Origin of the sequence: Streptomyces sp. NBC_00190 (assembly GCF_036203305.1) — a bacterium.
Taxonomy (GTDB): Bacteria; Actinomycetota; Actinomycetes; order Streptomycetales; family Streptomycetaceae; genus Streptomyces.
The window spans coordinates 5919513-5940451 of the sequence record NZ_CP108131.1 but is presented as its reverse complement, the minus strand read 5'-3'; the positions used below and the strand labels follow the sequence as shown (position 1 = coordinate 5940451).

The window sequence follows — 20939 nt, the reverse complement described above, 5'->3', positions numbered from 1 at the left end:
AGCTAAACTCCGTCCGTCACGTGGCGGCCGCTGGCAGTAGGTAGGTCGAACTGACCGGTTACGGCAGCGGTGATGAGCGCCTGGCGACGCTCGGCGAGCAGGCTCAACTGCGATCGCATCGCCGCGATCACTCGGCTGCTCCATTCATGTGCAGTGTCCAGCCGCTCGACTACTCGGTCCTGATCTCGAACGTCCAACTTCGGAACACGCAGCGAAAGCAGGCTACCTTCGTTGAGGCTCGGCATCGTGGCGGCAAGAGATCGAGCTAGTAGCTGCGTTCGCACGAATTGGGAGCGCAACACGTACGCAAGAAATCTGGGCCGGAGCTGCTCCGATGGATGAAGAGCGATACTGTCGCTGCCGCAGACCCAACCATCCTGATGCTGACGAACAAGGGCAGAGCGACCGAGATCACCCTTTCTTCCTACGACCAAGTCGCCAACCCGAAGCCGGTGCCTGGAAAGCCGTGCCGCGGTCGCCGACGACACAGAGTGATACCGGTCCGGAACAATCCCCCCGTCCTTAATGTGCAGAGGATTGATCATCGGGATCCCACCTTCTTCGTACTCCGAGGCACTGAAGATGGTTCCGAAGGGCCCCGTGGTAACAGCAACACCTAGCCTGCGAAGCTCTACCGGGTCCGCACCATCACGAGTGAGCTCTTGATAGATGGTCGATTCCCAGCGCTCCTCCACAAGATGGACGTGCCGCCGCCGCGCCTCAACCAACTGGTCGATGCAAGTGGTCTCGGCGTCGAGGAATTTAGCGATGCGGCGCTGCTCCCCCAGTGGGGGCAGCGGCACTCGAAGCTGCTCAATGTCGGGCATGTAGATCGTCTTGTGAGTCGAGCCCACTGCAATACGCTTGAGGTCTGGCCCCATCCCCCGAAGCGCGTGGAGCAAAAATCGAGGATCAAGTCGCGGTCCGCAACTCCACGTCACAAAGTCTTGGCTCGTAGCCATGTCACTTCCCATGATGGCCGAGAAGCCGACAGACGCCGTTCGTGACAGAATTACGGTACCTGCCGAATGCAGCACAGCGGCAGAGTTGGCAATACCCAGCCTGCTAACCTTTTCTTTAGTCTCGTCAATAATGCTGGCGGTACCGTTCCGAAGTTGCCACACATCAGCCAATGTGATCCACGGAATGGTGCAATTGTCCCAATACTCCGGCCGACTCCGACTGGGAGTATGTCCTGAGCCAAGCCGAGCCACGAGACGGATAGGAACTGTCGGCCACTTGGACTTAGTCAACCATGGAGCGATTTCCGTTTCACTCATTGCGTAACCTCTCCCAGCAGCGCCTGAATCTCAACCTCAAGCGCCTTCAGTTCCCCGTCGATCTCCGCTAGCGGCCGCGGCGGCGCATACACGTAGAAGTGCCGCGTGAACGGGATCTCGTAGCCGATCTTCGTCTTAGTGTGATCGACCCATGCGTCAGGCACATGCGGGTGCACGTCGTGCTTCAGGTACTCCTCGACGTCCTCGCCCAGCGGCACGTTCTCGTAGTCTCGAAGCTCCCCGTCCGGCTCAGGCGCCCCCTTGCTCTTCTGGACCTCAGCCTCCGGGTCCCGGACCCCCACCGTGTCTCGAACCGCCTTCGCAAACGGCGCGCCAGTCGGCCACATCAGGCCGGCCCCGACAACAGCGTCCTTCAGCGCGACAAGCGCCTCTGACTTGGTAGCCCACGACAAACCCAGCAGCGTCCCAATCGCCGCCACGAACTCACCGCTCTGTTCCAGCTTCTGCACCGGCTTGGCGGCCGCCAGCGCCGCCAGCGTCTCCTCCGTCACCTCGAAGCGCAGCTTCAGCGGGCGCTCCACCGTGATGCGCTGGTAGCCGAAGGCCGAGTTATCGAAGACCTTGACCTTGGCGTGGAGCGGGTGCTCTGAATCGGCGGCGGCGTTCAGCGCGTCCGCGTACAGACGGGTGATGTCCGCGATGTGGTTGGGCTTGCCGCCCGTGCCATCGCCCAGTTCCTTCCGCTTGTCGCCCAGCGACTTGCGCATTTTCACCCACTGGTCGCGCGCGTCCAGCAGCACGACCTTGCCCTTGTGGTCCGGCGCCTTGCGGTTGGTCAGGATCCAGAAGTACGTGGAGATGCCCGTGTTGTAGAAGAGCTGGTCAGGCAGCGCGACGATGCCCTCCAACCAGTCGTTCTCCAGGATCCAGCGCCGGATCTCGGATTCGCCCGAGCCCGCCGCGCCCGTGAACAGCGGGGAACCATTGAAGACGATCGCGATGCGGGAACCTCCACTCCCGTTCACGTCAATCGGCTTCATCTTCGAGATCATGTGCTGCAGGAAGAGCAACGAGCCATCGTTGATGCGCGGCAGACCCGCGCCGAAGCGGCCGGCCTCGCCGAGGTGCTGGTGTTCGTACTCGACCTCGTCCTTGACCTTCTTCCAGTCCACGCCGAACGGCGGGTTGGCGAGGAGGTAGTCGAACTTCTCATCCCTCTTCTGACCCGGGTCGGAGAAGGAGTTGCCGAACGCGATGTTCTCGGGGTCCTGGCCCTTGATCATCAGGTCGGACCGGCAGATCGCCCAGGACTCGGGGTTCAGCTCCTGCCCGTACACCTCCACTGTCGCGTCCGGGTTCAAGGACAGGATGTGCTCCTCGGCCGCACTGAGCATGCCGCCCGTGCCGCACGCCGGGTCCAGAACCGTGCGCACCACACCCGGCACGCTGAGCGCGTCACCGTCGGGCGCGATCAGCAGGTTGACCATCAGCTTGATGACCTCACGCGGGGTGAAGTGCTCGCCCGCGGTCTCGTTCGACTGCTCCGCGAAACGGCGGATCAGCTCCTCGAAGATGTAGCCCATGTTGTGGTTGGGCACGTTCTCCGGATGCAGGTCCAGGTCCGTGAACTTGCCGATGACCTGGTACAGCAGGTTCGCGCCGTCCAGCTTCTTGATCTGCTGGTTGAACTCGTACTTGTCGAGGACCTCACGGGCGTTCTCCGAGAAGGCACCCACGTAGATCTGAAGGTTCTTCGCCGCGGTGTGCGGGTCGGCGGCGATCTTCTTCAGCGTCAGATCGCTCTTGTTGTAGAAGGAGTGCCCCGAGGCACGGCGCAGGAAGTGGTCCGTGTCGATCTCCTGGTCCTTGAACCGCGCGACGGTCTCCTCGACCTTCCCCCGGGTCGGCTCCAGGACACACTCCAGGCGACGCAGCACCGTGAACGGCAGGATGACCTTGCCGTAGTCGGACTGCTTGTAGTCGCCGCGCAGGAGGTCGGCGACGGACCAGGCGTGGTTCGCCAGCTCCGTGTGCTTACTGCTGTTCAAGGGATTCCCCGGATTCCTTCCGAACCGTCCCACCCAACAGGGGCGGGTGCGGACAAGTGTGGTCTATGGGTGTGAGTTCAGGGGCGGATCAGGACGAATCCGCAGCCGACGGCGACAGCGACGGGACCAGCGCTCCGCCGGTGAGCCCGCCAGACAGCAGCCGCGCCGCCGCCTCCGCGAGCCGCGCGGCCCGCCGCGCCTCGGCCCGCAGCTCGTGCACGCGCCGGAACGCCTCTCCGTAAGCCCGCTGCTCATCGAGCGGCAGAAGCGGCACGCGCAGCCGCCCCGGCGACACGTGCAGGATCGTGCTGCCGGTGGACGCCCCCGCGATGTTCTCCTCGGAGCCCAGGAAGCCGGCCAGGAACCACGGATCCAGGCGCGCAGGATCAGGCCGGAAGAGGTGGACCTGGGAACCCAGCAGCGCCCCGGCATCCGTCTCTTCCGCAACGCGGGCCATCGGCCCGCTGCCGCCCGCGATCGCCCGTACGAGTACGTCACCCACGGCGATGACCGGGGCCGCATAGGAACGCAGTTCCGCCGGATCGCCCGAGGGGCCGGTGCCGCGCGCGATGTCGGCGCCCGTGAGGACAAGTGAGGCGGCGGCAACCGACTCACTGGTGGCTTCGGCTCTGGCGCCCTTCGCCTCCGGGACCGTGCGCAGCAGTGTCAGTGCGCCGCCGCGCGAGAGGTCCGATGCGGTAGCCGTCCGCCACTCCCGGGGCGAGGTGCCCGCCGGGCTCCAGGCGGCCCGACGTGCGGTTCGTACAAGGGAGTTGGCGGACTCCAGCAGTTCTCGTCGCTCGACATCCACCCGCTGGGCCAGTTCCCCAGGGTCGACTTCCGGCCGGGAGATGCGCACCTGGCGGGCGGGCGTGAGGTCCACGAGGTCGTCGAGGAGGTCGACCACAGGAACCGCGCGTGCGGCCCCGGGTTCGCCGGTGAACGTGTCCGGGTCGGCCGCGAAGGCTGCCCAGGGGGTGAGCGTGCGCGCGGTCAGCTCGGTCCAGTTGAGGGCGGTACGAGAGGACCCCGTACGGGACGCGCCTCCCGCTCGGGAGGTGTCCACGCCCGCCCCCGCCGTATCGATGAACAGCACCGACTTTCGCTCCGCGCCACCAGTCTCGGGCCGTTGCAGGACCCACAGCTGAAGGCCCACGTGCAGGGGCGCCGCAGCCCCGGCCGGCAGCGCCACCACTGCACGCACGGCACCGCTGCGCACCAACTCGGCCCGGACCCGGCGCCCGGACGGGCGAGACGCCACCGCAGGAGGGAGGACCAGTACGGCGTAGCCGCCGGGTGTGAGGTGTGCGAGGGCGTGCTGCACCCACGCCAGCTCCGAGTCTGCGCGCCCGGGTACTCCGTACGCCCAGCGCGGGTCGTACGCAAGGTCGTCTTGGCCCCAGTCGCGATCGCCGTAGGGCGGATTGCACAGCACAGCGTCGGCGGCGAGCCTGGCGAAGGCATCCGCGCGCAGGCTGTCACCGACGCGGACGGCGATCTCGGCCTTCGGGGTGGACAGGAGCAGGCTCACTGCACTGCGCTGCGCCTGCACAGGAAGGACATCCTGCCCCTGGAGCGCACTCGCACCGAGCCGACCGGCCGCGGCCAGCAAGGTGCCGCTGCCGCAGGCCGGATCGAGGACCACCGCGGTATCGCGGGGAAGTAGCCGTGCGGCCAGGTCCGCCAGTGGGGTCGGCGTTTGGTAGGTGCCGCTCGCGGCACTCTCCTCCAGTTCTCGTTCCGCGAGCACCCCTAGGGCCGCCTCGCCCCCCTCGTCCCGTACGCAGAGGAGCAGGGCGCGTAGCGCCGCGCCGTCCGCAGTGGTGAACCGGGTGGAATGCGCGCCCGGGACCGCGTCCCCGAGTGCTGCCACGGCTTCCTCGGCTCGTGCAGCGAGATCGACGTCGGGCATTTCCGCGAGCGAGGTGAGTTCGTCGGAGGTGCGCCGGGCGGCGGCGAGGACCAGCGGAAGCAGCACGGCGCCACCGCTACCGCCCTGCCCGTGTAGACGCAGGGCTGTGCGCAGTTCCTCCAGCGGGTTCGCAGCAGCCCCTCGGCCCCGGGAGCCGAGCCAGGCCTGGACGGCCTCCAGGTCGTACAGCGGGCTGCTCTCCGTGCCACCGGCCGGGCCCGGGAAGTCGTCGTGCCGACGCCGCCAGTTACTGACGGTGGCACGGGTGACCCCTGCGATGCGCGAGATCTCTGCGGCCGTCACATGGGCGGATGACTGGGGCATGGGGCACAGGGCCTCTCGGTAGCGAACAGTTAACACCTTACAGCGAACGTCAAATCAAGCAAGTTGTTTGACGATGCTTTCACGTTCATGCTTATCTGGTGACGCTTCCACTCGCAGCGACTCGTCCACACCCGAGGGGACCCACCCATGCGCCTCACCATGCCCACGGCCGTCGTCGAAGGCACCCAGCTCACCGTGATGCCGTTCCGCCCCGACGCCGTGATCGGAACGATGGGGCTGCCCACGCTGCTCCAGCTCGTCCCGTCCCCGCGCGCCGAGGAGGACCAGCGCGCCCTGAAGTACGCGTCCGGAACCCTGCGCCGGCACGCCGAAGTGCGCGCCCTGGTGCAGCGCATGCTGAAGTCGACCCAAAAGGGCCGCAACGTCACCTCGTACGCCGCGTACATCGCCTCCGGCGTCAACGGCGAGCACGGATCCGGCTGGTCCACTCCCCCGATCACCCTGTGGCTGGACGGGCAGCCGGGAGCGGTGGGCGATGAACTGATCGCCGGCAGCGGCATCCGCACCGTCACCGTGCTGCCTGGTTCTCCGGTCGTGGCCATCGACGGCGAAACCCAGGTCACGGCCTGGCACGAGCTCTACGACAACCCGGAGCGGTACGGCGTCACGTACGAGAAGCTCAGCACCGTACGGCTGCCCTACGAGCTGTACTTCGGGCTCACGGTCGAGGCCGCGCGGCAGATCTTCTACGACCGCAACGTCGAGGGAGTGCCCGTCGCCAAGAACCTGGCCATGTCGATGGACCAGCGCGACCTCGGCACCCAGCTGGCCCACCGGATCGGCGAGACGGTGAAGGTCGAGCATGATGGGAAGGTCATCCCCTTCGGCAAGCTGGTGCAGGCGCGCAAGCGCCAGCTGACGAAGACCGACCCGGAGCTGGTCACCCTGTCCGCGCTGCGCGTTCTGGTGATCTGCGCCCTGCACGGACGGGCGGGGCTGGGGCTGACCTCCGCCACCCTCCACGAAGACGCCCTGCCCCAGGGAGTGTCCAACGAAGAGGCGGAGAGGCATCTGGTGCCGCTGCTGGCGGGCCTGGTCAAGCAGCTCTATCCGTACCTCGCCGCACGCACGGCCGTCTCCGCACCCGCAGTGCTCGCCGGTATCGGCATCGCCGCGCACCAGGCCACCGGCTGGGCCACCTCCGGCCTGCCGCTGACCGAGGAGGAGCTGTTCGCCCTGCTGGAGCCGGTGCGATGGGAGCGGGAGGCGGCGTACTGGGACGGGGTTGCCGCCAGCGCCAACTCGTCCGGCGTCCTCAACTTCGGTGGCGGCGCGAAGGATTCCGGCGGTCGGGTCGCAGATGCCCTGCTCCACCCGGACACGGAGTACGGGCGCAAGATCCGCGGCTGGTAACGACGCCAACTGCCCATGTCGGCCCGGGGCCTCGTTTCGGTCCCGGCGTTGGCCCCGCAATCGGCCCGGTCACGTCCGTGGACGCGGCCGGGCCGACGTGATGGAGCTTCGGAACGTGCGTCATTTGAGCGTCAGCAGCTCGCAGAGCGTCCCGCTACCCCCAGCGACGATCGCGGCGCTCTCTACTGAAACTGCAGGTCAGGCAGCCTCTACCGGTTCCGGCAGCGCTCCACGCGTTGCGTGCGCGGAAACAGGTCGAGCAGCTGACGAATTCCGAGAAACAGCAGGTCAGGCACCCTTGGCGATCGGCTCCAGGATCGCGACGCACTCCACGTGGTGCGTCATCGGGAACAGGTCGAAGACGCGCAGCGTGCGGACCTTGTAGCCGTTCTCCTTGAAGTAGCCCAGGTCGCGGGCCAGGGCCGCCGGGTCGCACGCCACGTAGGCGACGCGGCGGGCCGAGAGGCCCGCGATGTGGCGGACCGTCTGCTTGCCGGCGCCCGCGCGGGGCGGGTCCAGGACGACCAGGTCGCACTCCGTGATGCCGGTCTTCGGGAGGACCGTCTCGACCTTGCCCTGCTCGATGCGGACCCGGGGGAAGTCCTCCAGGTTGTGCCGGGCGTCCTCGACCGCGCGCTTCGTGGACTCGATGCCGAGCACCGCGCCCGTGTCGCCCAGGCGTTCCGCCAGTGCGCCCGCGAAGATGCCGACGCCGCAGTAGAGGTCGAGGGCCATCTCGCCCTTGCGCGGCATCAGGCCCTGCATGACGGCCTTGATCAGGGTGTCGGCGGCCTGCGGGTGGACCTGCCAGAAGCCGCCCATGCCCACGCGGTACGTACGGCCGTCCGCGCGCTCCCGTACGAACGGGCGGCCGTGGACGCGGTGGACCCCGCCGTCCTTCTCCTCGACCCGCAGGACCGAGACCGGCTTGTCCAGCTCGACGAGGGGAAGACGGCCGCCGGGACGCGGGGTGAGGACGACCTGGCGGTCGTTCGAGCCGGAGGCCGCGATGGCCTCGACGGTGGCCATCTGGGGCCAGTCCTGCTTCTCGATGCCCAGCTCGCTGACGCCCGGCGCCGCGATCATGCAGTGGTCGATCAGCTCGATGTCGTGCGAGCGGTGCTTGCGCAGACCGGCGTTGCCGTCCTCGTCGATGGCGAACTGCACACGGGTGCGCCACTGCGGGACCTGCCCGGCCGGCAGCTTGTCGCCCTCGGCCGGCATGACGGTGCCGTCCCAGCCGGCCTCCTCGGGGGTGAGCCCCGCGAGCCGCTTCAGCTGCTCGGCGACGACCTCGCCCTTGAGCCGGCGCTGGGCACCGGGCTTGGCGTGCTGCCAGTCGCAGCCGCCGCACTTGCCGGGGCCGGCGTAGGGGCAGGGCGCCTCGACGCGGTCCTTGGAGGCCTCCAGCACGGTGATCGCGTCGGCGCGCAGGAAGCGGGAGTCCACGTCGCCCTCGGTGACCTTCGCGACGACCTTCTCGCCCGGCAGGGTGTGGCGGACGAACAGGACGCGGCCCTCGGCGGTCCGGGCGATGCAGTGACCGCCGTGCGCGACGGGGCCGACCTCGACCTCGTACTCCTCCCCGACCAGTGACTGCTTCTCGTTCTGCTCGGCGCTCGTCATGGTGGGGAGACTCCAAAAAACTGAAACGGGGAACGGCCGGACGACCGACCCACCAGTTTACGTGGATCTCGTCCGGCCGTTCGCCAACCCTGTCCGGCGGCCGACTTCGCCGCCGGTGCTTCGCCGCCGGTGCTCCGCCGCCGCTACTTCCCCGCCGGGGTCTTCGGGCGCGGGGCGTCCACCGGGCCGCGGCGCACCGCGCCGGGGGCGTTCCACTCCGCCCGCTTCTTCGCCCGCTTCTTCGCGAGCTCCGAGGACCGCAGCTGGTAGGGCACCGAGGTGACCATGACGCCGGGGGTGAACAGGAGCCTGCCCTTGAGCCGCAGCGCGCTCTGGTTGTGCAGCAGGTGCTCGTACCAGCGGCCGACGACGTACTCGGGGATGTACACGCTGACCGCGTCGCGCGGGTTCTCGGTGCGCAGCCCCTTCACGTACTCGACCACGGGGCGGGTGATCTCCCGGTACGGCGAGTCGAGGATCTTCAGCGGGACGTTGATCCCGCGCCGCTCCCACTCCTCCTTGAGGGCCTTGGTCTCGGCCTCGTCGACGTTGACGCTGAGCGCCTCCAGCCGGTTGGCGTGCAGCAGCTTGGCGTAGGCGAGGGCCCGCAGGGTGGGCTTGTGGAGCTTGGAGACCAGGACGACGGAGTGCACCCGCGAGGGGCGCACGTACTCGTCGGGGCGCTCCTCGGCGGCGGCGATCTCGGTGGCGACCCGGTCGTAGTGCTTACGGATCGCCGTCATCGTGCCGTAGAAGATCACCATGCCGAGCAGGGCGACCCAGGCTCCGTGGGTGAACTTGGTGGCGAGGACGACGACCAGGACCAGGCCGGTGAAGAAGGCGCCGAAGGCGTTGATCGCGCGGGAGCGGATCATGTGGCGGCGCTTGGCGGGGTCCTTCTCGGCCTTCAGGTGACGGTTCCAGTGCCGGACCATGCCGGTCTGGCTGAGCGTGAAGGACACGAAGACGCCGACGATGTAGAGCTGGATGAGCTTCGTCGAGTCGGCCCCGTAGAGCCAGGTGAGCAGCGCGGCGGCGCCCGCGAGGAGGACGATGCCGTTGGAGAAGGCGAGCCGGTCGCCGCGGGTGTGCAGCTGGCGCGGCAGGTAGCGGTCCTGGGCGAGGATCGAGCCGAGCAGCGGGAAGCCGTTGTACGCCGTGTTCGCGGCGAGGAACAGCACGAGCGCGGTGGCGGCGGCCAGCAGGATGAAGAGGAACGAGCCGTCGCCGAAGACGGCCTCGGCCACCTGGGAGATCACCGGGTTCTGGACGTACGAGGGGCCGACCGGGGTGCCGTTCACCAGCAGGTCGGTGGCCGGGTTCTCGGCCATCCTGACGTCGGTGGCCATGGCCAGGCCGATGATGCCGCAGAACATGGTCACGGCCAGGGCGCCCATCAGGGCCAGCGTCGTCGCCGCGTTCTTGCTCTTGGGCTTGCGGAAGGCGGGTACGCCGTTGCTGATCGCCTCGACGCCGGTCAGGGCGGCACAACCGGAGGAGAAGGCACGCAGGAGCAGGAAGACCAGCGCGAACCCGGCCAGCCCCTCGTGTTCCGCCTTGATCTCGAAATCGGCGGTCGGCGCCTTCATCGTGTCGCCGAGGACGAGGCCTTGCCAGGCACCCCACGCGATCATGATGAATACGCCCGCGACGAAGACATAGGTCGGAATCGCGAAGAGCTTGCCGGATTCCTTCATGCCGCGCAGATTCATCAGCGTGAGCAGCACGATCATTCCGACGGCGCAGAGCACCTTGTGCTCGACCACGAAGGGAACGGCCGAGCCCAGGTTCTCGACGCCCGAGGCGATCGACACGGCGACGGTCAGCACGTAGTCGACGAGCAGCGCGCTCGCGACCGTGAGACCGGCCTTGGGTCCCAGGTTGGTGTTGGCGACCTCGTAGTCGCCGCCGCCGCTGGGGTAGGCGTGGACGTTCTGGCGGTACGAGGCGACCACGGTGAACATCAGCACCACGACCGCGACGGCGATCCACGGGCTGAATCGGTACGCCGACACGCCCGCGATCGACAGGACCAGCAGAACCTCGCCCGGGGCGTATGCCACGGAGGAGAGCGGGTCGGACGCGAAGACAGGGAGGGCGATCCGCTTGGGAAGGAGAGTTTCCCCGAGGCGGTCGCTGCGTAGCGCCCGGCCGATCAGGATCCGTTTGGGCAGGTCGGTCAGTTTGGACACGCAGAGGATCGTAAGCGTTCGAAATCCGGCTGACGAACCCCCCACCCCTTCCCGCCGCAATTCACCACCGACTGCACACCAAGAGGTCACACTGGTGACCACCCGTGTGTAGCTTGGGCCATGGTCTGAGACCCTGTGAAGCCAGAGCATGCAATAAGGCTGGAAACCAGCGAGCGCTGACAGCCGGAAGGACGGCCGTGCACATCGTCATCATGGGCTGCGGAAGAGTGGGCTCCGCCCTCGCGCAGACCCTGGAGCAGCAGGGGCATACGGTCGCTGTCGTCGACCAGGACCCCACCGCATTCCGCCGGCTGGGCGCCGGATTCGGCGGCCGCCGCGTCACCGGGGTCGGCTTCGACCAGGACACCCTGCGCGAGGCGGGAATCGAGGAGGCGGGAGCCTTCGCGGCCGTCAGCAGTGGTGACAATTCCAACATCATTGCCGCGCGTGTCGCCCGTGAGATGTTCGGCGTCGAGAACGTCGCGGCCCGCATCTACGACCCCAAGCGCGCCGAGGTCTACCAGCGCCTCGGCATCCCGACGGTCGCCACGGTGCGCTGGACCGCCGACCAGATGCTGCGCCGCCTGCTGCCCTCGGGTGCCGAGCCGCTGTGGCGCGACCCGAGTGGCGGTGTGCAGCTCGCCGAGGTGCACACCTCGGCCGCCTGGATAGGCCACAAGGTCAGCCGGCTGCAGGACGAGACCGGCGTTCGTGTCGCCTTCCTCACCCGACTGGGCGAAGCCATGCTGCCCACGTCGGCGACGGTCCTTCAGGAGGGCGACCTCGTCCACGTGATGATGCGCACGGACGAGATCGACAAGGTCGAGGCGGCCTTCGCCGAGGGGCCTGAGGAGGCACACGCATGAGGGTCGCGATCGCCGGAGCGGGCGCGGTGGGCCGCTCCATCGCGGGTGAGCTGCTCGAGAACGGCCACGAGGTGCTCCTGGTCGACAAGGCCCCGACCGCCATCTCGGTGGAACGGGTACCGCAGGCCGAGTGGCTGCTGGCCGACGCCTGCGAGATCACCTCGCTGGACGAGGCGGCGCTGCAGCGCTGCAACGTGGTCATCGCGGCGACCGGTGACGACAAGGTCAACCTCGTCGTTTCGCTGCTCGCCAAGACCGAGTACGGGGTCCCGCGCGTGGTGGCCCGCGTCAACAACCCGAAGAACGAGTGGCTCTTCAACGAGTCCTGGGGCGTCGACGTCGCGGTCTCCACGCCGCGCCTGATGTCGGCCCTGGTCGAGGAGGCCGTCAGCGTCGGCGACCTGGTCCGGTTGCTGCGCTTCAGCCACGGCGACGCCAACCTCGTCGAGCTGACCCTGCCGGCCGACTCCTCGGTCGCGGGCACCCAGATCAGCGAGATCACCTGGCCCGAGGACACCTCGCTGGTCACCATCATCCGCGGCAACCGGGTCCTGACCCCGCACGCGGAGGAGACCCTGGAGCCCGGCGACGAGCTCCTCTTCGTGGCCGCCCAGGCCCGCGAGGAACAGCTGGAGGACCTCCTCCAGGCCCGTCGCTGAGGAAGCGAAGAGACACCTGAAGTGACGCGAAGGGGGCGGGGTGACCGGATGGTCACCCCGCCCCCTTCGCGTCACCGTCGGATACCGCCCCTCAGCGGCAGCGGCAGAGGCGGCGGCAGCAGGTCTCAGGCCCCCGGCTTCCCGGCGGCGGCTTCGGCGGCCTCCTTGGCCTCCCACTCCGCGATCACATCGATCGGCGGCGGGGCCTTCGCCAGGAACACCCACGTGAAGTACACCGCGAGCACCATCGGCGGCAGCTTCAGCGCGATCAGCACCCAGCCCAGCTGCGTCGCGTCGCCCCACCAGTACAGCGGGAAGAGGATCGCGTACTTGGCGAGGAAGATCAGGCCCCAGGCCAGGCTGGCCTTGACGTAGGCCTTCTTGCGTCCGGGGTTGCGGGTGCGCCAGGACAGGTTCTCCTTGAAGACCGGGCCCAGGATCACCCCCAGCAGCGGGAAGCCCACCAGCGCCGAGACCGTGAAGGCCACGCCCAGGCCGACACCGTAGATCATGCCCGGCAGGTAGAAGCCCTTCGCGCTGCCCGTGAACAGGGCGAAGGCCACGCCCACGCCCACGCCGAAGACGCCGCTGAAGGCGTGCTTGACCGTGTCCTTGCGCAGCAGCCGCACGATCACCAGAAGGACCGCGACCGCGCCCGCCGCGATGGCGGACAGCTTCACGTCCTTGTTGATCGTGTAGATCATGACGAAGAGGAGCCCGGGGAGCATCGTCTCCACGGTGCCCCGGATGCCGCCGAAGGCGTCGAAGAGCGCCGCCTGCGTCACCGCCTTCTGGTCCTCGGCGGAACCGGCGGCGGGGTCTGGGGTGGTCGGTTTGTCGAATGACGTCACCGGTCAGTGCTCCTGTCCGAGCGGTCGGAGTTCGTACTTCGGGTTGAAGAGCACCCGACGGCCGTGGGTCATGGAGATCCGCCCTGAGGCGATCATGCGCCGGCCGGGCTCGATTCCCACGATCGAGCGACGCCCGAGCCAGACCACGTCCAGTGCGGCCGAGCCGTCGAAGAGCTCCGCCTCCAGGGCGGGGACGCCCGCGCGCGGGCGCAGGGTGACCGTGCGCAGCGTTCCGGTCACCTTGACTATCTGGCGGTCGTGGCAGTCGCAGATCCGCGTGCACCCCGCGGCTTCTGCGTCCTCCTGCAGCTCCGCCGAATGCAGCTCCTCCTGCGAGGAGGACAGCCGCTCTATCATCCGGCGGAACCGGCCCGCCGGCCTGGCAGGCTTCACGGGCATCTCGGGACGCGGTTCAGCACTCATACAGGAAGCGTACCGGCGCCCGCACTACCTCTCGAAGCGGTATCCCATGCCCGGTTCGGTGATGAAGTGCCGCGGGTGCGAGGGGTCCGCCTCCAGTTTGCGCCGCAGCTGCGCCATGTAGACCCGCAGGTAGTTCGTCTCCGTGCCGTACGAGGGCCCCCAGACCTCCTGGAGGAGCTGTTTCTGGCTGACCAGCTTGCCGCCGTTGCGCACCAGGACCTCCAGCAGGTGCCACTCGGTGGGCGTGAGCCGTACGTCGCGCCCCTCGCGCACGGCCTTCTTGGCGGCCAGGTCCACGGTGAAGCCGTCGGTCTCCACCACCACCTCGTCCTCGCCGGAGCCGGCGGCCGGCTCGGCCCGCCGGACGGCGGCGCGCAGCCGGGCCAGCAGCTCGTCCATGCCGAAGGGCTTGGTGACGTAGTCGTCGGCGCCCGCGTCCAGCGCCTCGACCTTCTCGTCGGAGGTGTGGCGGGCGGAGAGGACCAGGATCGGCACCCGGGTCCAGCCGCGCAGGCCCTTGATCACCTCGATGCCGTCCATGTCGGGCAGGCCGAGGTCGAGGAGGACCACGTCGGGGTGGCGGGCCGCCGCGAGTTCCAGGGCGCTCGCCCCGTCGGCCGCCGCGTCGACCTCGTACGTGCGTGCCTTCAGATTGATCACGAGGGCTCGGACGATCTGCGGCTCGTCTTCCACCACGAGCACCCGGGTCATTGAGGTCCTGCCTTCTGTCGTACCTGTCGGTTCCGATCACGTTCGTGATCACGTTCCACTATCTCCGCACCGGATGCGGTGCCGGCACCGGTGTTCCGGCCTTCCCGGGCGGCCGCGCACAGGGTGAGCACCATGGTCAGCCCGCCGCCGGGGGTGTCCTCGGCCGTCAGGGTGCCGTCCATGGCCTCGGCGAAGCCCCGGGCGACCGCGAGTCCGAGGCCCACCCCGGAGCCGCGCGGCGCGTCCCCGTACCGCTGGAAGGGCGCGAAGATCCGGTCCTTGGCCTCCTCGGGCACGCCGGGCCCGCGGTCGACGACCCGCACCTCGACCCGGTCGCCGAGGAAGCTGGCCGCCACCAGCACCCGCTCCCCCGCCGGGCTGTACTTCACGGCGTTCTCCACCACGTTGGCCACGGCCCGCTCCAGGAGTCCCGGGTCCACCGCCACCATCGGCAGCGTCTCCGGCACGTCCAGCACGACGCTGTCCTCCGGTACGCCGCCCAGCGCCATCGGGACCACCTCGTCGAGGTCGATCTCCCGGATCAGCGGGGTGACGGTGCCGGTCTGCAGCCGGGACATGTCGAGCAGGTTGCCCACCAGGTGGTCGAGCCGGTCGGCGCCGTCCTCGATGCCTTCGAGGAGCTCGGCCCGGTCCTCGTCGGACCATTCCACGTCGTCGGAGCGCAAGGACGTCACCGAGGCCTTGATGGAGGCCAGCGGGGTACGCAGGTCGTGGCTGACGGCGGCCAGCAGCGCGGTCCGGATCCGGTTGCCCTCGGCCAGCCGACGGGCCTCCTCCGCCTCCCCGACCAGCCGCTGCCGGTCCAGTACCACGGCGGCCTGGGCGGCAAAGGCGCCGAGCACCCGGCGGTCCTCGGCGGGCAGCACCCGCCCGGTCAGGGCCAGCGCCATGTGGTCCCCGATGGGCATGTCCACATCGCCGTCCTCGGGCCGGGCGGCGGGGTTCGGGCCGACGCTGCCGGCCTGCTTCCACGGCTCGGTGTCGCCGGACCGCTCCAGCAGGGCCACGGACTCCATGGCGAAGGTCTCGCGCACCCGCTCCAGCAGCGCGTTCAGGGTGGTCTCGCCGCGCAGCACGCTCCCGGCGAGGAAGGACAGGATCTCGGACTCGGCGCGCAGCCGCGCGGCCTGGTGGGTGCGCCGGGCGGCCACGCCGACCACGGAGGCCACCGAGACGGCCACCCCGAAGAAGACGGCGACGGCGACGATGTTCTTCGGGTCGGCGATGGTCCACAGGTGCAGCGGCGGTGCGAAGTAGTAGTTCAGCAGCAGCGAGCCCAGGGCGGCCGAGGCGAGGGCCGGCCAGAGCCCGCCCAGCAGCGCGGACGCCACCGTCAGCGCCAGGAAGATCAGCATGTCGTTCGCGAGCCCGAGGTCCGCGTCGACGTGCGTGAGCAGCAGGCACAGCAGCACCGGGAAGGCCACGCCCACCACCCAGCCGGCCACGGTCCGGGGCCGCCCCAGCCGGGCCGCCGAGCGGACCACGGGCAGCCCGCGCCCCTTGGCCGCGTGCTCGTGCGTGACGATGTGGACGTCGAGGTCGGGCCCCGAGTCGCGGGCCACGGTGGCGCCGACCCCGGGGCCGAAGAGGTACTGCCAGGCCTTGCGGCGGCTGGAGCCGAGCACGATCTGGGTGGCGTTGACCCCCCGGGCGAAGGCGAGCAGCGCCTCGGGGACGTTGTCGCCGATCACATGGTGAAACGTTCCGCCCAGGTCCTCGACCAGGGTCCGCTGAACCGCGAGCTCCTTCGGCGAGGCGGCGGTCAAGCCGTCGCTGCGGGCGATGTAGACGGCCAGGATCTCGCTGCCCGAGCCCTTGGCCGCCATCCGGGCGGCGCGCCGGATGAGCGTGCGCCCCTCCGGGCCTCCGGTGAGCCCGACGACGATCCGCTCCCGCGCCTGCCACGTGGAGTGGATGCCGTGCTCGCCCCGGTACTGCTGGAGGTACTCGTCGGCCCGGTCGGCCACCCACAGCAGGGCGAGCTCGCGCAGCGCGGTCAGGTTGCCGGGGCGGAAGTAGTTGGACAGGGCCGCGTCGACCTTGTCGGGCCGGTAGACGTTTCCGTGCGCCATCCGCCGCCGCAGCGCCTGCGGAGACATGTCGACGAGCTCGATCTGGTCGGCCCGCCGGACCACCTCGTCCGGCACGGTCTCCCGCTGCCGCACCCCGGTGATCGACTCGACGACGTCCCCGAGCGACTCCAGGTGCTGGATGTTGACGGTCGACACGACGTCGATGCCGGCCCGCAGCAGCTCCTCGACGTCCTGCCAGCGCTTGGCGTTGCGCGAGCCCGGCACGTTGGTGTGCGCGAGCTCGTCCACGAGCGCGACGGCGGGTCTGCGGGCGAGGAGCGCGTCCATGTCCATCTCGGTGAAGGCCGCTCCGCGGTACGTGAGCTCCCTGCGCCGCACCTGTTCCAGGCCGTGCAGCATGACCTCGGTGCGCTGCCGCCCGTGGTGCTCGACGAATCCGACGACGCAGTCGGTGCCCCGCTCCACCCGGCGGTGGCCCTCGGAGAGCATCGCGTAGGTCTTGCCCACACCGGGTGCCGCGCCGAGATAGATCCGTAGCTTGCCGCGTCCCATGCGCCCATTCTCGGGGACGCCGGCCCGCTCCACGCACCGATGAGGGGCCGGACGCCCATCCCTGACGGAACCCTGACGCGGGTCCTGCCGTGGGCGCGAAAGCCGGTGGGCCCCACCCCGAAGGAGTAGGGCCCACCGGCCGAAAACGCACGTCTGCCCCCGCGCGCGGGGGTGACACCTCGGTCAGCGGACCTCGGTGATCTCCGGGCCGCGCTCCAGCTGGCCCATGCCGCCGCCGAAACGGGAGCCTTCCTGGTCCTCCGTCTGCACGCCGTCCGGCACCATCTGGGCGTCGTTCGGCAGCTTCAGGACGATCGGGTCGCGGGGGGCCATCGGGCCGTCGCCGCGGACCACGACGGTGTCGCGGAGGATCTGCTCGAGGACACCCGCCGACTCGGGGCGCACCGCGCCCTGGCCGGAGATGACACCGCGCAGGAACCAGCGCGGACCGTCGACGCCGACGAAGCGGACCAGCTGAGCGCCGGTCTGCCCGTCCGGGAGCGGTACGGGCACCTGCGCACGCAGCTCCCAGCCCAGCGGGCCCTCGGCCTCGTCGATGATGCCGCCCTGCTGGGTGATGCCCGCGGCGATCTCCTCGCGGACCTCGCCCCAGATGCCTTCCTTGCGGGGCGCGGCGAAGGCCTGCAGCTGTACGGCACTGTCGCCCAGGACGACGGTCGCGGCGACGATCGCGTCACCGGCGACCTCGACCCGCAGCTCCATGCCCTCGACACCGGGTACGAGGATGCCGCCCAGGTCGACCCGGCCGTCGGCCGGGTCGCCGAGCACCTCGGAGATGTCCCAGGGGCCGTCGGGCCGCGGGGCCGGAGGCAGGTTCACCCGGCGCGGCTCGGCGTCGGGTTCCCCGGCGCCGTCCTGCTCGCCGGCATCCAGGCCGGACTCGCGGCCATCGACCTGCTCGGCCGCGCCGCCGTCCTTGGCGGAGTCGTTCTTCTTGCGACGTCCGAACACGTCACTGTCCTTCCCGGTCGGTTACGACCGAAGCGTAGCCATTCCCACCCTGCTGACCAGCGCCGGATCCGGCCACGGCCGCATGACCGCCGGTGGAGCCGAAACCCCCCTCGGCCCGGGCCGAGCCGGGAAGTTCCGCCACCTCGTGGAAGCGCACCTTCTCGACCCGCTGGACAACCAGCTGGGCAATGCGGTCGAAACGCTCGAACCTGACGCTCTCGCGAGGGTCGAGATTGACCACGATCACCTTGATCTCCCCACGGTACCCGGCATCCACCGTCCCCGGGGCATTCACGAGCGCGAGCCCGCAGCGGGCGGCCAGCCCGGACCGCGGGTGCACGAAGGCCGCGTACCCGTCGGGCAGGGCGATGGACACCCCGGTGGGCAGCACGGCCCGCTCGCCGGGTGCCAGCTCGGCGGCCTGGGTGGTCACGAGATCGCAGCCGGCGTCGCCGGGGTGACCGTAGGCGGGGAGGGGCACCTCGGGGTCGACGCGGCGGATCAGCACGTCGACCGGGGCGTTCTCGTTCAGGGACATCAGGGGTTCACCTCGAAAGCGCGTGCGCGCCTGACCTGGTCCGGGTCGGCCATCGCCGCCCGGATCTCCTCGGGCCGTCCGTTGTCGATGAAGTGGTCGACCTTCACCTCTATGAAGAGGGCGTCGGCGCGCACGGCGACCGGGCCCAGCGGGCCGCCGGTCCGGCCGACCGCGGTGCAGTAGATCTTCCGCCCGGCCACGGCGGTGACCTCGGCCTCCAGGTAGAGCACGGTGTCCACCGGCACGGGCTGCACGAAGTCGGTCTCCAGCCGCCCGGTCACGGCGATGACGCGCAGCAGCCAGTTCAGCGAGCCGAGCGTCTCGTCGAGCGCGGTGGCCAGCACGCCGCCGTGCGCGAGGCCGGGGGCTCCCTGGTGCGCCGGCTTGACGGTGAACTCGGCGGTGACGCGCACGCCCTCACCGGCACGGGCCTCCAGGTGGAGTCCGTGCGGCTGGCCCTCGCCACAGCCGAAGCAGTGCTCGTAGTGCGCACCGAGGAGCTCTCCGGGCGCCGGGGCATCGGGGTGCCTGACCGGCGCGGTCGCGTCGGCCGGAGGCGTCAACGCTGTGTTTCGTCCACTCACAGCCGCAGACCTTACCCGCGCGGCTACCCACCGGTCGCCCCGTGGCAGGCTTGACCACATGCAGCTCTCCCCCGCGCACCACGACGAACGCCTGACCGCCCCCCGCTCCTGGTGGGCCATCGCCGTACTGGCCGGGCTCGCGTGCGCGCTGATGCTGCTGCCGCTGGGCACGCTGCCTCTGCTGGCCGGACTGGTCGGGGGCACCGCGCTGGCCGGGCTGCTGGTGAGTTCGTACGGCTCCGCGCGCGTGCGCGTGGTGAACGGCGCGCTGGCGGTCGGGGACGCGCGGATCCCGGTGACGGCCCTGGGGGAACCGGAGGTCCTGGACGCCGAGGAGTCGCGCGCCTGGCGCACGTACAAGGCCGACACCCGCGCCTTCATGCTGATGCGCAGCTACGTGCCGACCGCGGTCCGCGTCGAGGTCACCGACCCGGCCGACCCGACCCCGTACGTCTACGTCTCCACCCGCGAGCCGCAGGCCCTGGTCGCCGCCCTCCGGGCCGCGCGCGGGCAGACGGTCTGACCCTCAGCCCTCACCGCGGGGGTCCAGGCCCTCGAGTGCGGCCCTGGTGGCCTCGGGAAGGGGCTGGACGGGCTGCTCCAGGGGCGGGAGGTACGGAAGGGCATTCCATGCCACGGCACGGGCCCGCAGGTCGCTACGGACCTTCTCGGCGACTTTCCGGGTGTCGCGGCGGTTCATCACCGCGCCGACGGCCGCGCCCACCATGAAGGGCATGAGGTTGGGGAGGCTGCGGAACATCCGCTTCATGATCTGCTGGCGCAGTTCGCGCTTCATCTGACCGCCGAGCGCCACGTTCAGCGTCGTCGGCTTGGTCAGGTCGATGCCGCGCTCCTCGGTCCACGCGGTCAGGTAGGCGAAGCTGCGCTCCCGGAGGGTGCCGGGCGGGCGCTGGCCGTAGACCTCGTGGAGCTCGGCGACGAGCTTCAGTTCGATCGCCGCCACGGCGGTGATCTCCGCGGCCAGCTCGGCCGGCATGGCGGGCGGTACGGGCAGCATGGCCGCCGCCCCGATGCCTGCGCCGACGGTGGAGGTGGCGTTGGCGGCACCGAAGATCAGCTTGTCCGCGAGCTGATCGGGGTCGAGGCCCGGGAACTGCGCGCGCAGGGTCGCGAGGTCCCGAACCGGAACGCGCGGTGCGTTCTCGATGATCATGTCGGCGATGTGCAGGGCGGCGGCCCTGACACCTTCGCCGCCCTTGCGTACACCGTGGCGCACACCGGTCTTGAAGGCTTCCAGCCGACGAGCCCGGGACCGCTGCTCGGCCTCCTCGTCGGCCTGAGTGGCCGACGGCACCGCCGGGGCGGTGTCGGAGGGCACGACGGCGGTCCCTGTGGCGGAGCCGCCGGGGGCTCCAGGACCCGCCTCCGGGTCCGTGGTTCCCACCTGCGTCTCCGCCGGATCACCAGATTTCCGGAAGCGGCGCTTCCGAAATGGTGTCGAGCCAGCCACGGCCGACGCCTCTCAGTCGCAGTCGCGACAGATCGGCTGACCGTTCTTCTCGCGTGCCAGCTGGCTGCGGTGGTGCACCAGGAAGCAGCTCATGCAGGTGAACTCGTCGGCCTGCTTGGGCAGGACCCGGACGGCCAGCTCCTCATTGGAGAGGTCCGCACCGGGAAGCTCCAGGCTCTCGGCCGAGTCGAACTCGTCCATGTCGACGGACGAGGACGACTTCTCGTTACGCCGAGCCTTCAGCTCTTCGATGCTGTCGTTGTCGACGTCGTCGTCTGTCTTGCGTGGGGTGTCGTAGTCCGTTGCCATTTGTTCGCTCTCCCCCTCTGGGTGTTAGCGGTGTCTCAGCGCACGTAACGCGCGAGAGGCCGGACTTGTGCCCGACCTGAGGCGGAGATTTTGCCTCACATCAAGGTCTGTTACTCAATCGACACCCAGCCGCGCGCCTTGAGAGCGATTGGCTGGGATGACGACCGGGACCGTACACGGTCCGGGGGCCGTCTTGCACAAACGCCACCCCGTGTATTTCCCGCCATCCGGG

The 20939-nt window shown here is 69.5% G+C and carries 18 protein-coding genes; 4 read left to right on the top strand and 14 right to left on the bottom strand.

What is annotated here, in order from left to right:
• Nucleotides 1–2 precede the first annotated feature (2 nt).
• The 3 genes from OG429_RS28520 to OG429_RS28510 all read right to left on the bottom strand — a co-directional run bounded on the left by OG429_RS28520 (nt 3) and on the right by OG429_RS28510 (nt 5525).
• Nucleotides 3–1280 (bottom strand): restriction endonuclease subunit S, encoded by a 1278-nt coding sequence (locus OG429_RS28520; RefSeq protein ID WP_328928095.1) that lies wholly within the window; start codon nt 1278–1280, stop codon nt 3–5.
• On the bottom strand, nt 1277–3289 hold the full coding sequence (locus OG429_RS28515) for a type I restriction-modification system subunit M (RefSeq protein ID WP_328928094.1): 2013 nt from the start codon (nt 3287–3289) through the stop codon (nt 1277–1279). Before OG429_RS28515 ends, OG429_RS28520 begins: the two co-directional genes overlap by 4 nt.
• A gap of 88 nt (nt 3290–3377) precedes the next feature.
• Complete coding sequence (locus OG429_RS28510; RefSeq protein WP_328928093.1) at nt 3378–5525, bottom strand: N-6 DNA methylase; 2148 nt, start codon at nt 5523–5525, stop codon at nt 3378–3380.
• A gap of 147 nt (nt 5526–5672) precedes the next feature.
• Between OG429_RS28510 and OG429_RS28505 the strand changes: the two genes are divergently transcribed.
• Nucleotides 5673–6899 (top strand): DNA sulfur modification protein DndB, encoded by a 1227-nt coding sequence (locus tag OG429_RS28505; protein WP_328928092.1) that lies wholly within the window; start codon nt 5673–5675, stop codon nt 6897–6899.
• A 288-nt stretch (nt 6900–7187) separates the two neighbouring features.
• Here OG429_RS28505 and OG429_RS28500 read toward each other — a convergent pair whose 3' ends face one another.
• Both OG429_RS28500 and OG429_RS28495 read right to left on the bottom strand, forming a co-directional pair.
• The gene (locus OG429_RS28500) at nt 7188–8525 is read right to left on the bottom strand and encodes a class I SAM-dependent RNA methyltransferase (protein WP_328928091.1); all 1338 of its coding nucleotides are present in this window, start codon (nt 8523–8525) and stop codon (nt 7188–7190) included.
• A 143-nt stretch (nt 8526–8668) separates the two neighbouring features.
• Entirely contained in the window at nt 8669–10717 is a 2049-nt protein-coding gene (locus OG429_RS28495) for an APC family permease (RefSeq protein ID WP_328928090.1), read from the bottom strand.
• A 197-nt stretch (nt 10718–10914) separates the two neighbouring features.
• Between OG429_RS28495 and OG429_RS28490 the strand changes: the two genes are divergently transcribed.
• Nucleotides 10915–11583, top strand: coding sequence for a potassium channel family protein (locus tag OG429_RS28490; RefSeq protein ID WP_328928089.1), 669 nt, complete (start codon nt 10915–10917; stop codon nt 11581–11583).
• Nucleotides 11580–12242, top strand: a complete 663-nt coding sequence (locus OG429_RS28485; protein ID WP_328928088.1) for a potassium channel family protein — start codon at nt 11580–11582, stop codon at nt 12240–12242. The genes OG429_RS28490 and OG429_RS28485 overlap by 4 nt, the downstream gene beginning before the upstream one ends.
• 125 nt (nt 12243–12367) lie before the next feature.
• On the opposite strand, the gene OG429_RS28480 is transcribed toward OG429_RS28485, so the two are convergent.
• From OG429_RS28480 to OG429_RS28450, 7 genes are all read right to left on the bottom strand, one after another.
• Nucleotides 12368–13093, bottom strand: a complete 726-nt coding sequence (locus tag OG429_RS28480; RefSeq protein ID WP_328928087.1) for a DUF3159 domain-containing protein — start codon at nt 13091–13093, stop codon at nt 12368–12370.
• Nucleotides 13094–13096: 3 nt separating this feature from the next.
• Nucleotides 13097–13516, bottom strand: a complete 420-nt coding sequence (locus tag OG429_RS28475) for an OB-fold nucleic acid binding domain-containing protein (RefSeq protein ID WP_328928086.1) — start codon at nt 13514–13516, stop codon at nt 13097–13099.
• Nucleotides 13517–13540: 24 nt separating this feature from the next.
• Nucleotides 13541–14227: a response regulator gene (locus OG429_RS28470; protein ID WP_328928085.1), complete on the bottom strand. Its 687-nt coding sequence runs from the start codon at nt 14225–14227 to the stop codon at nt 13541–13543.
• Nucleotides 14224–16833 carry a sensor histidine kinase KdpD gene (locus OG429_RS28465; protein WP_328928084.1) on the bottom strand — a complete coding sequence of 870 codons (2610 nt, stop codon included), beginning with the start codon at nt 16831–16833 and terminating at the stop codon, nt 14224–14226. Before OG429_RS28465 ends, OG429_RS28470 begins: the two co-directional genes overlap by 4 nt.
• A gap of 183 nt (nt 16834–17016) precedes the next feature.
• Nucleotides 17017–17805: a DUF3710 domain-containing protein gene (locus tag OG429_RS28460; RefSeq protein WP_328928083.1), complete on the bottom strand. Its 789-nt coding sequence runs from the start codon at nt 17803–17805 to the stop codon at nt 17017–17019.
• Nucleotide 17806: 1 nt separating this feature from the next.
• Complete coding sequence (dut, locus tag OG429_RS28455) at nt 17807–18343, bottom strand: dUTP diphosphatase (protein WP_328928082.1); 537 nt, start codon at nt 18341–18343, stop codon at nt 17807–17809.
• Nucleotides 18343–18927, bottom strand: coding sequence for a PaaI family thioesterase (locus OG429_RS28450; RefSeq protein WP_328928081.1), 585 nt, complete (start codon nt 18925–18927; stop codon nt 18343–18345). The genes dut and OG429_RS28450 overlap by 1 nt, the downstream gene beginning before the upstream one ends.
• Nucleotides 18928–18985: 58 nt before the next feature.
• Between OG429_RS28450 and OG429_RS28445 the strand changes: the two genes are divergently transcribed.
• Nucleotides 18986–19450 (top strand): DUF3093 domain-containing protein, encoded by a 465-nt coding sequence (locus OG429_RS28445; RefSeq protein ID WP_328928080.1) that lies wholly within the window; start codon nt 18986–18988, stop codon nt 19448–19450.
• A gap of 3 nt (nt 19451–19453) precedes the next feature.
• Here the strand turns inward: OG429_RS28445 and OG429_RS28440 are convergent, their stop codons facing one another.
• Nucleotides 19454–20398, bottom strand: a complete 945-nt coding sequence (locus OG429_RS28440; RefSeq protein ID WP_328928079.1) for a hypothetical protein — start codon at nt 20396–20398, stop codon at nt 19454–19456.
• 12 nt (nt 20399–20410) lie between these two features.
• On the bottom strand, nt 20411–20707 hold the full coding sequence (locus OG429_RS28435) for a DUF4193 domain-containing protein (protein ID WP_030036261.1): 297 nt from the start codon (nt 20705–20707) through the stop codon (nt 20411–20413).
• Nucleotides 20708–20939 lie beyond the last annotated feature (232 nt).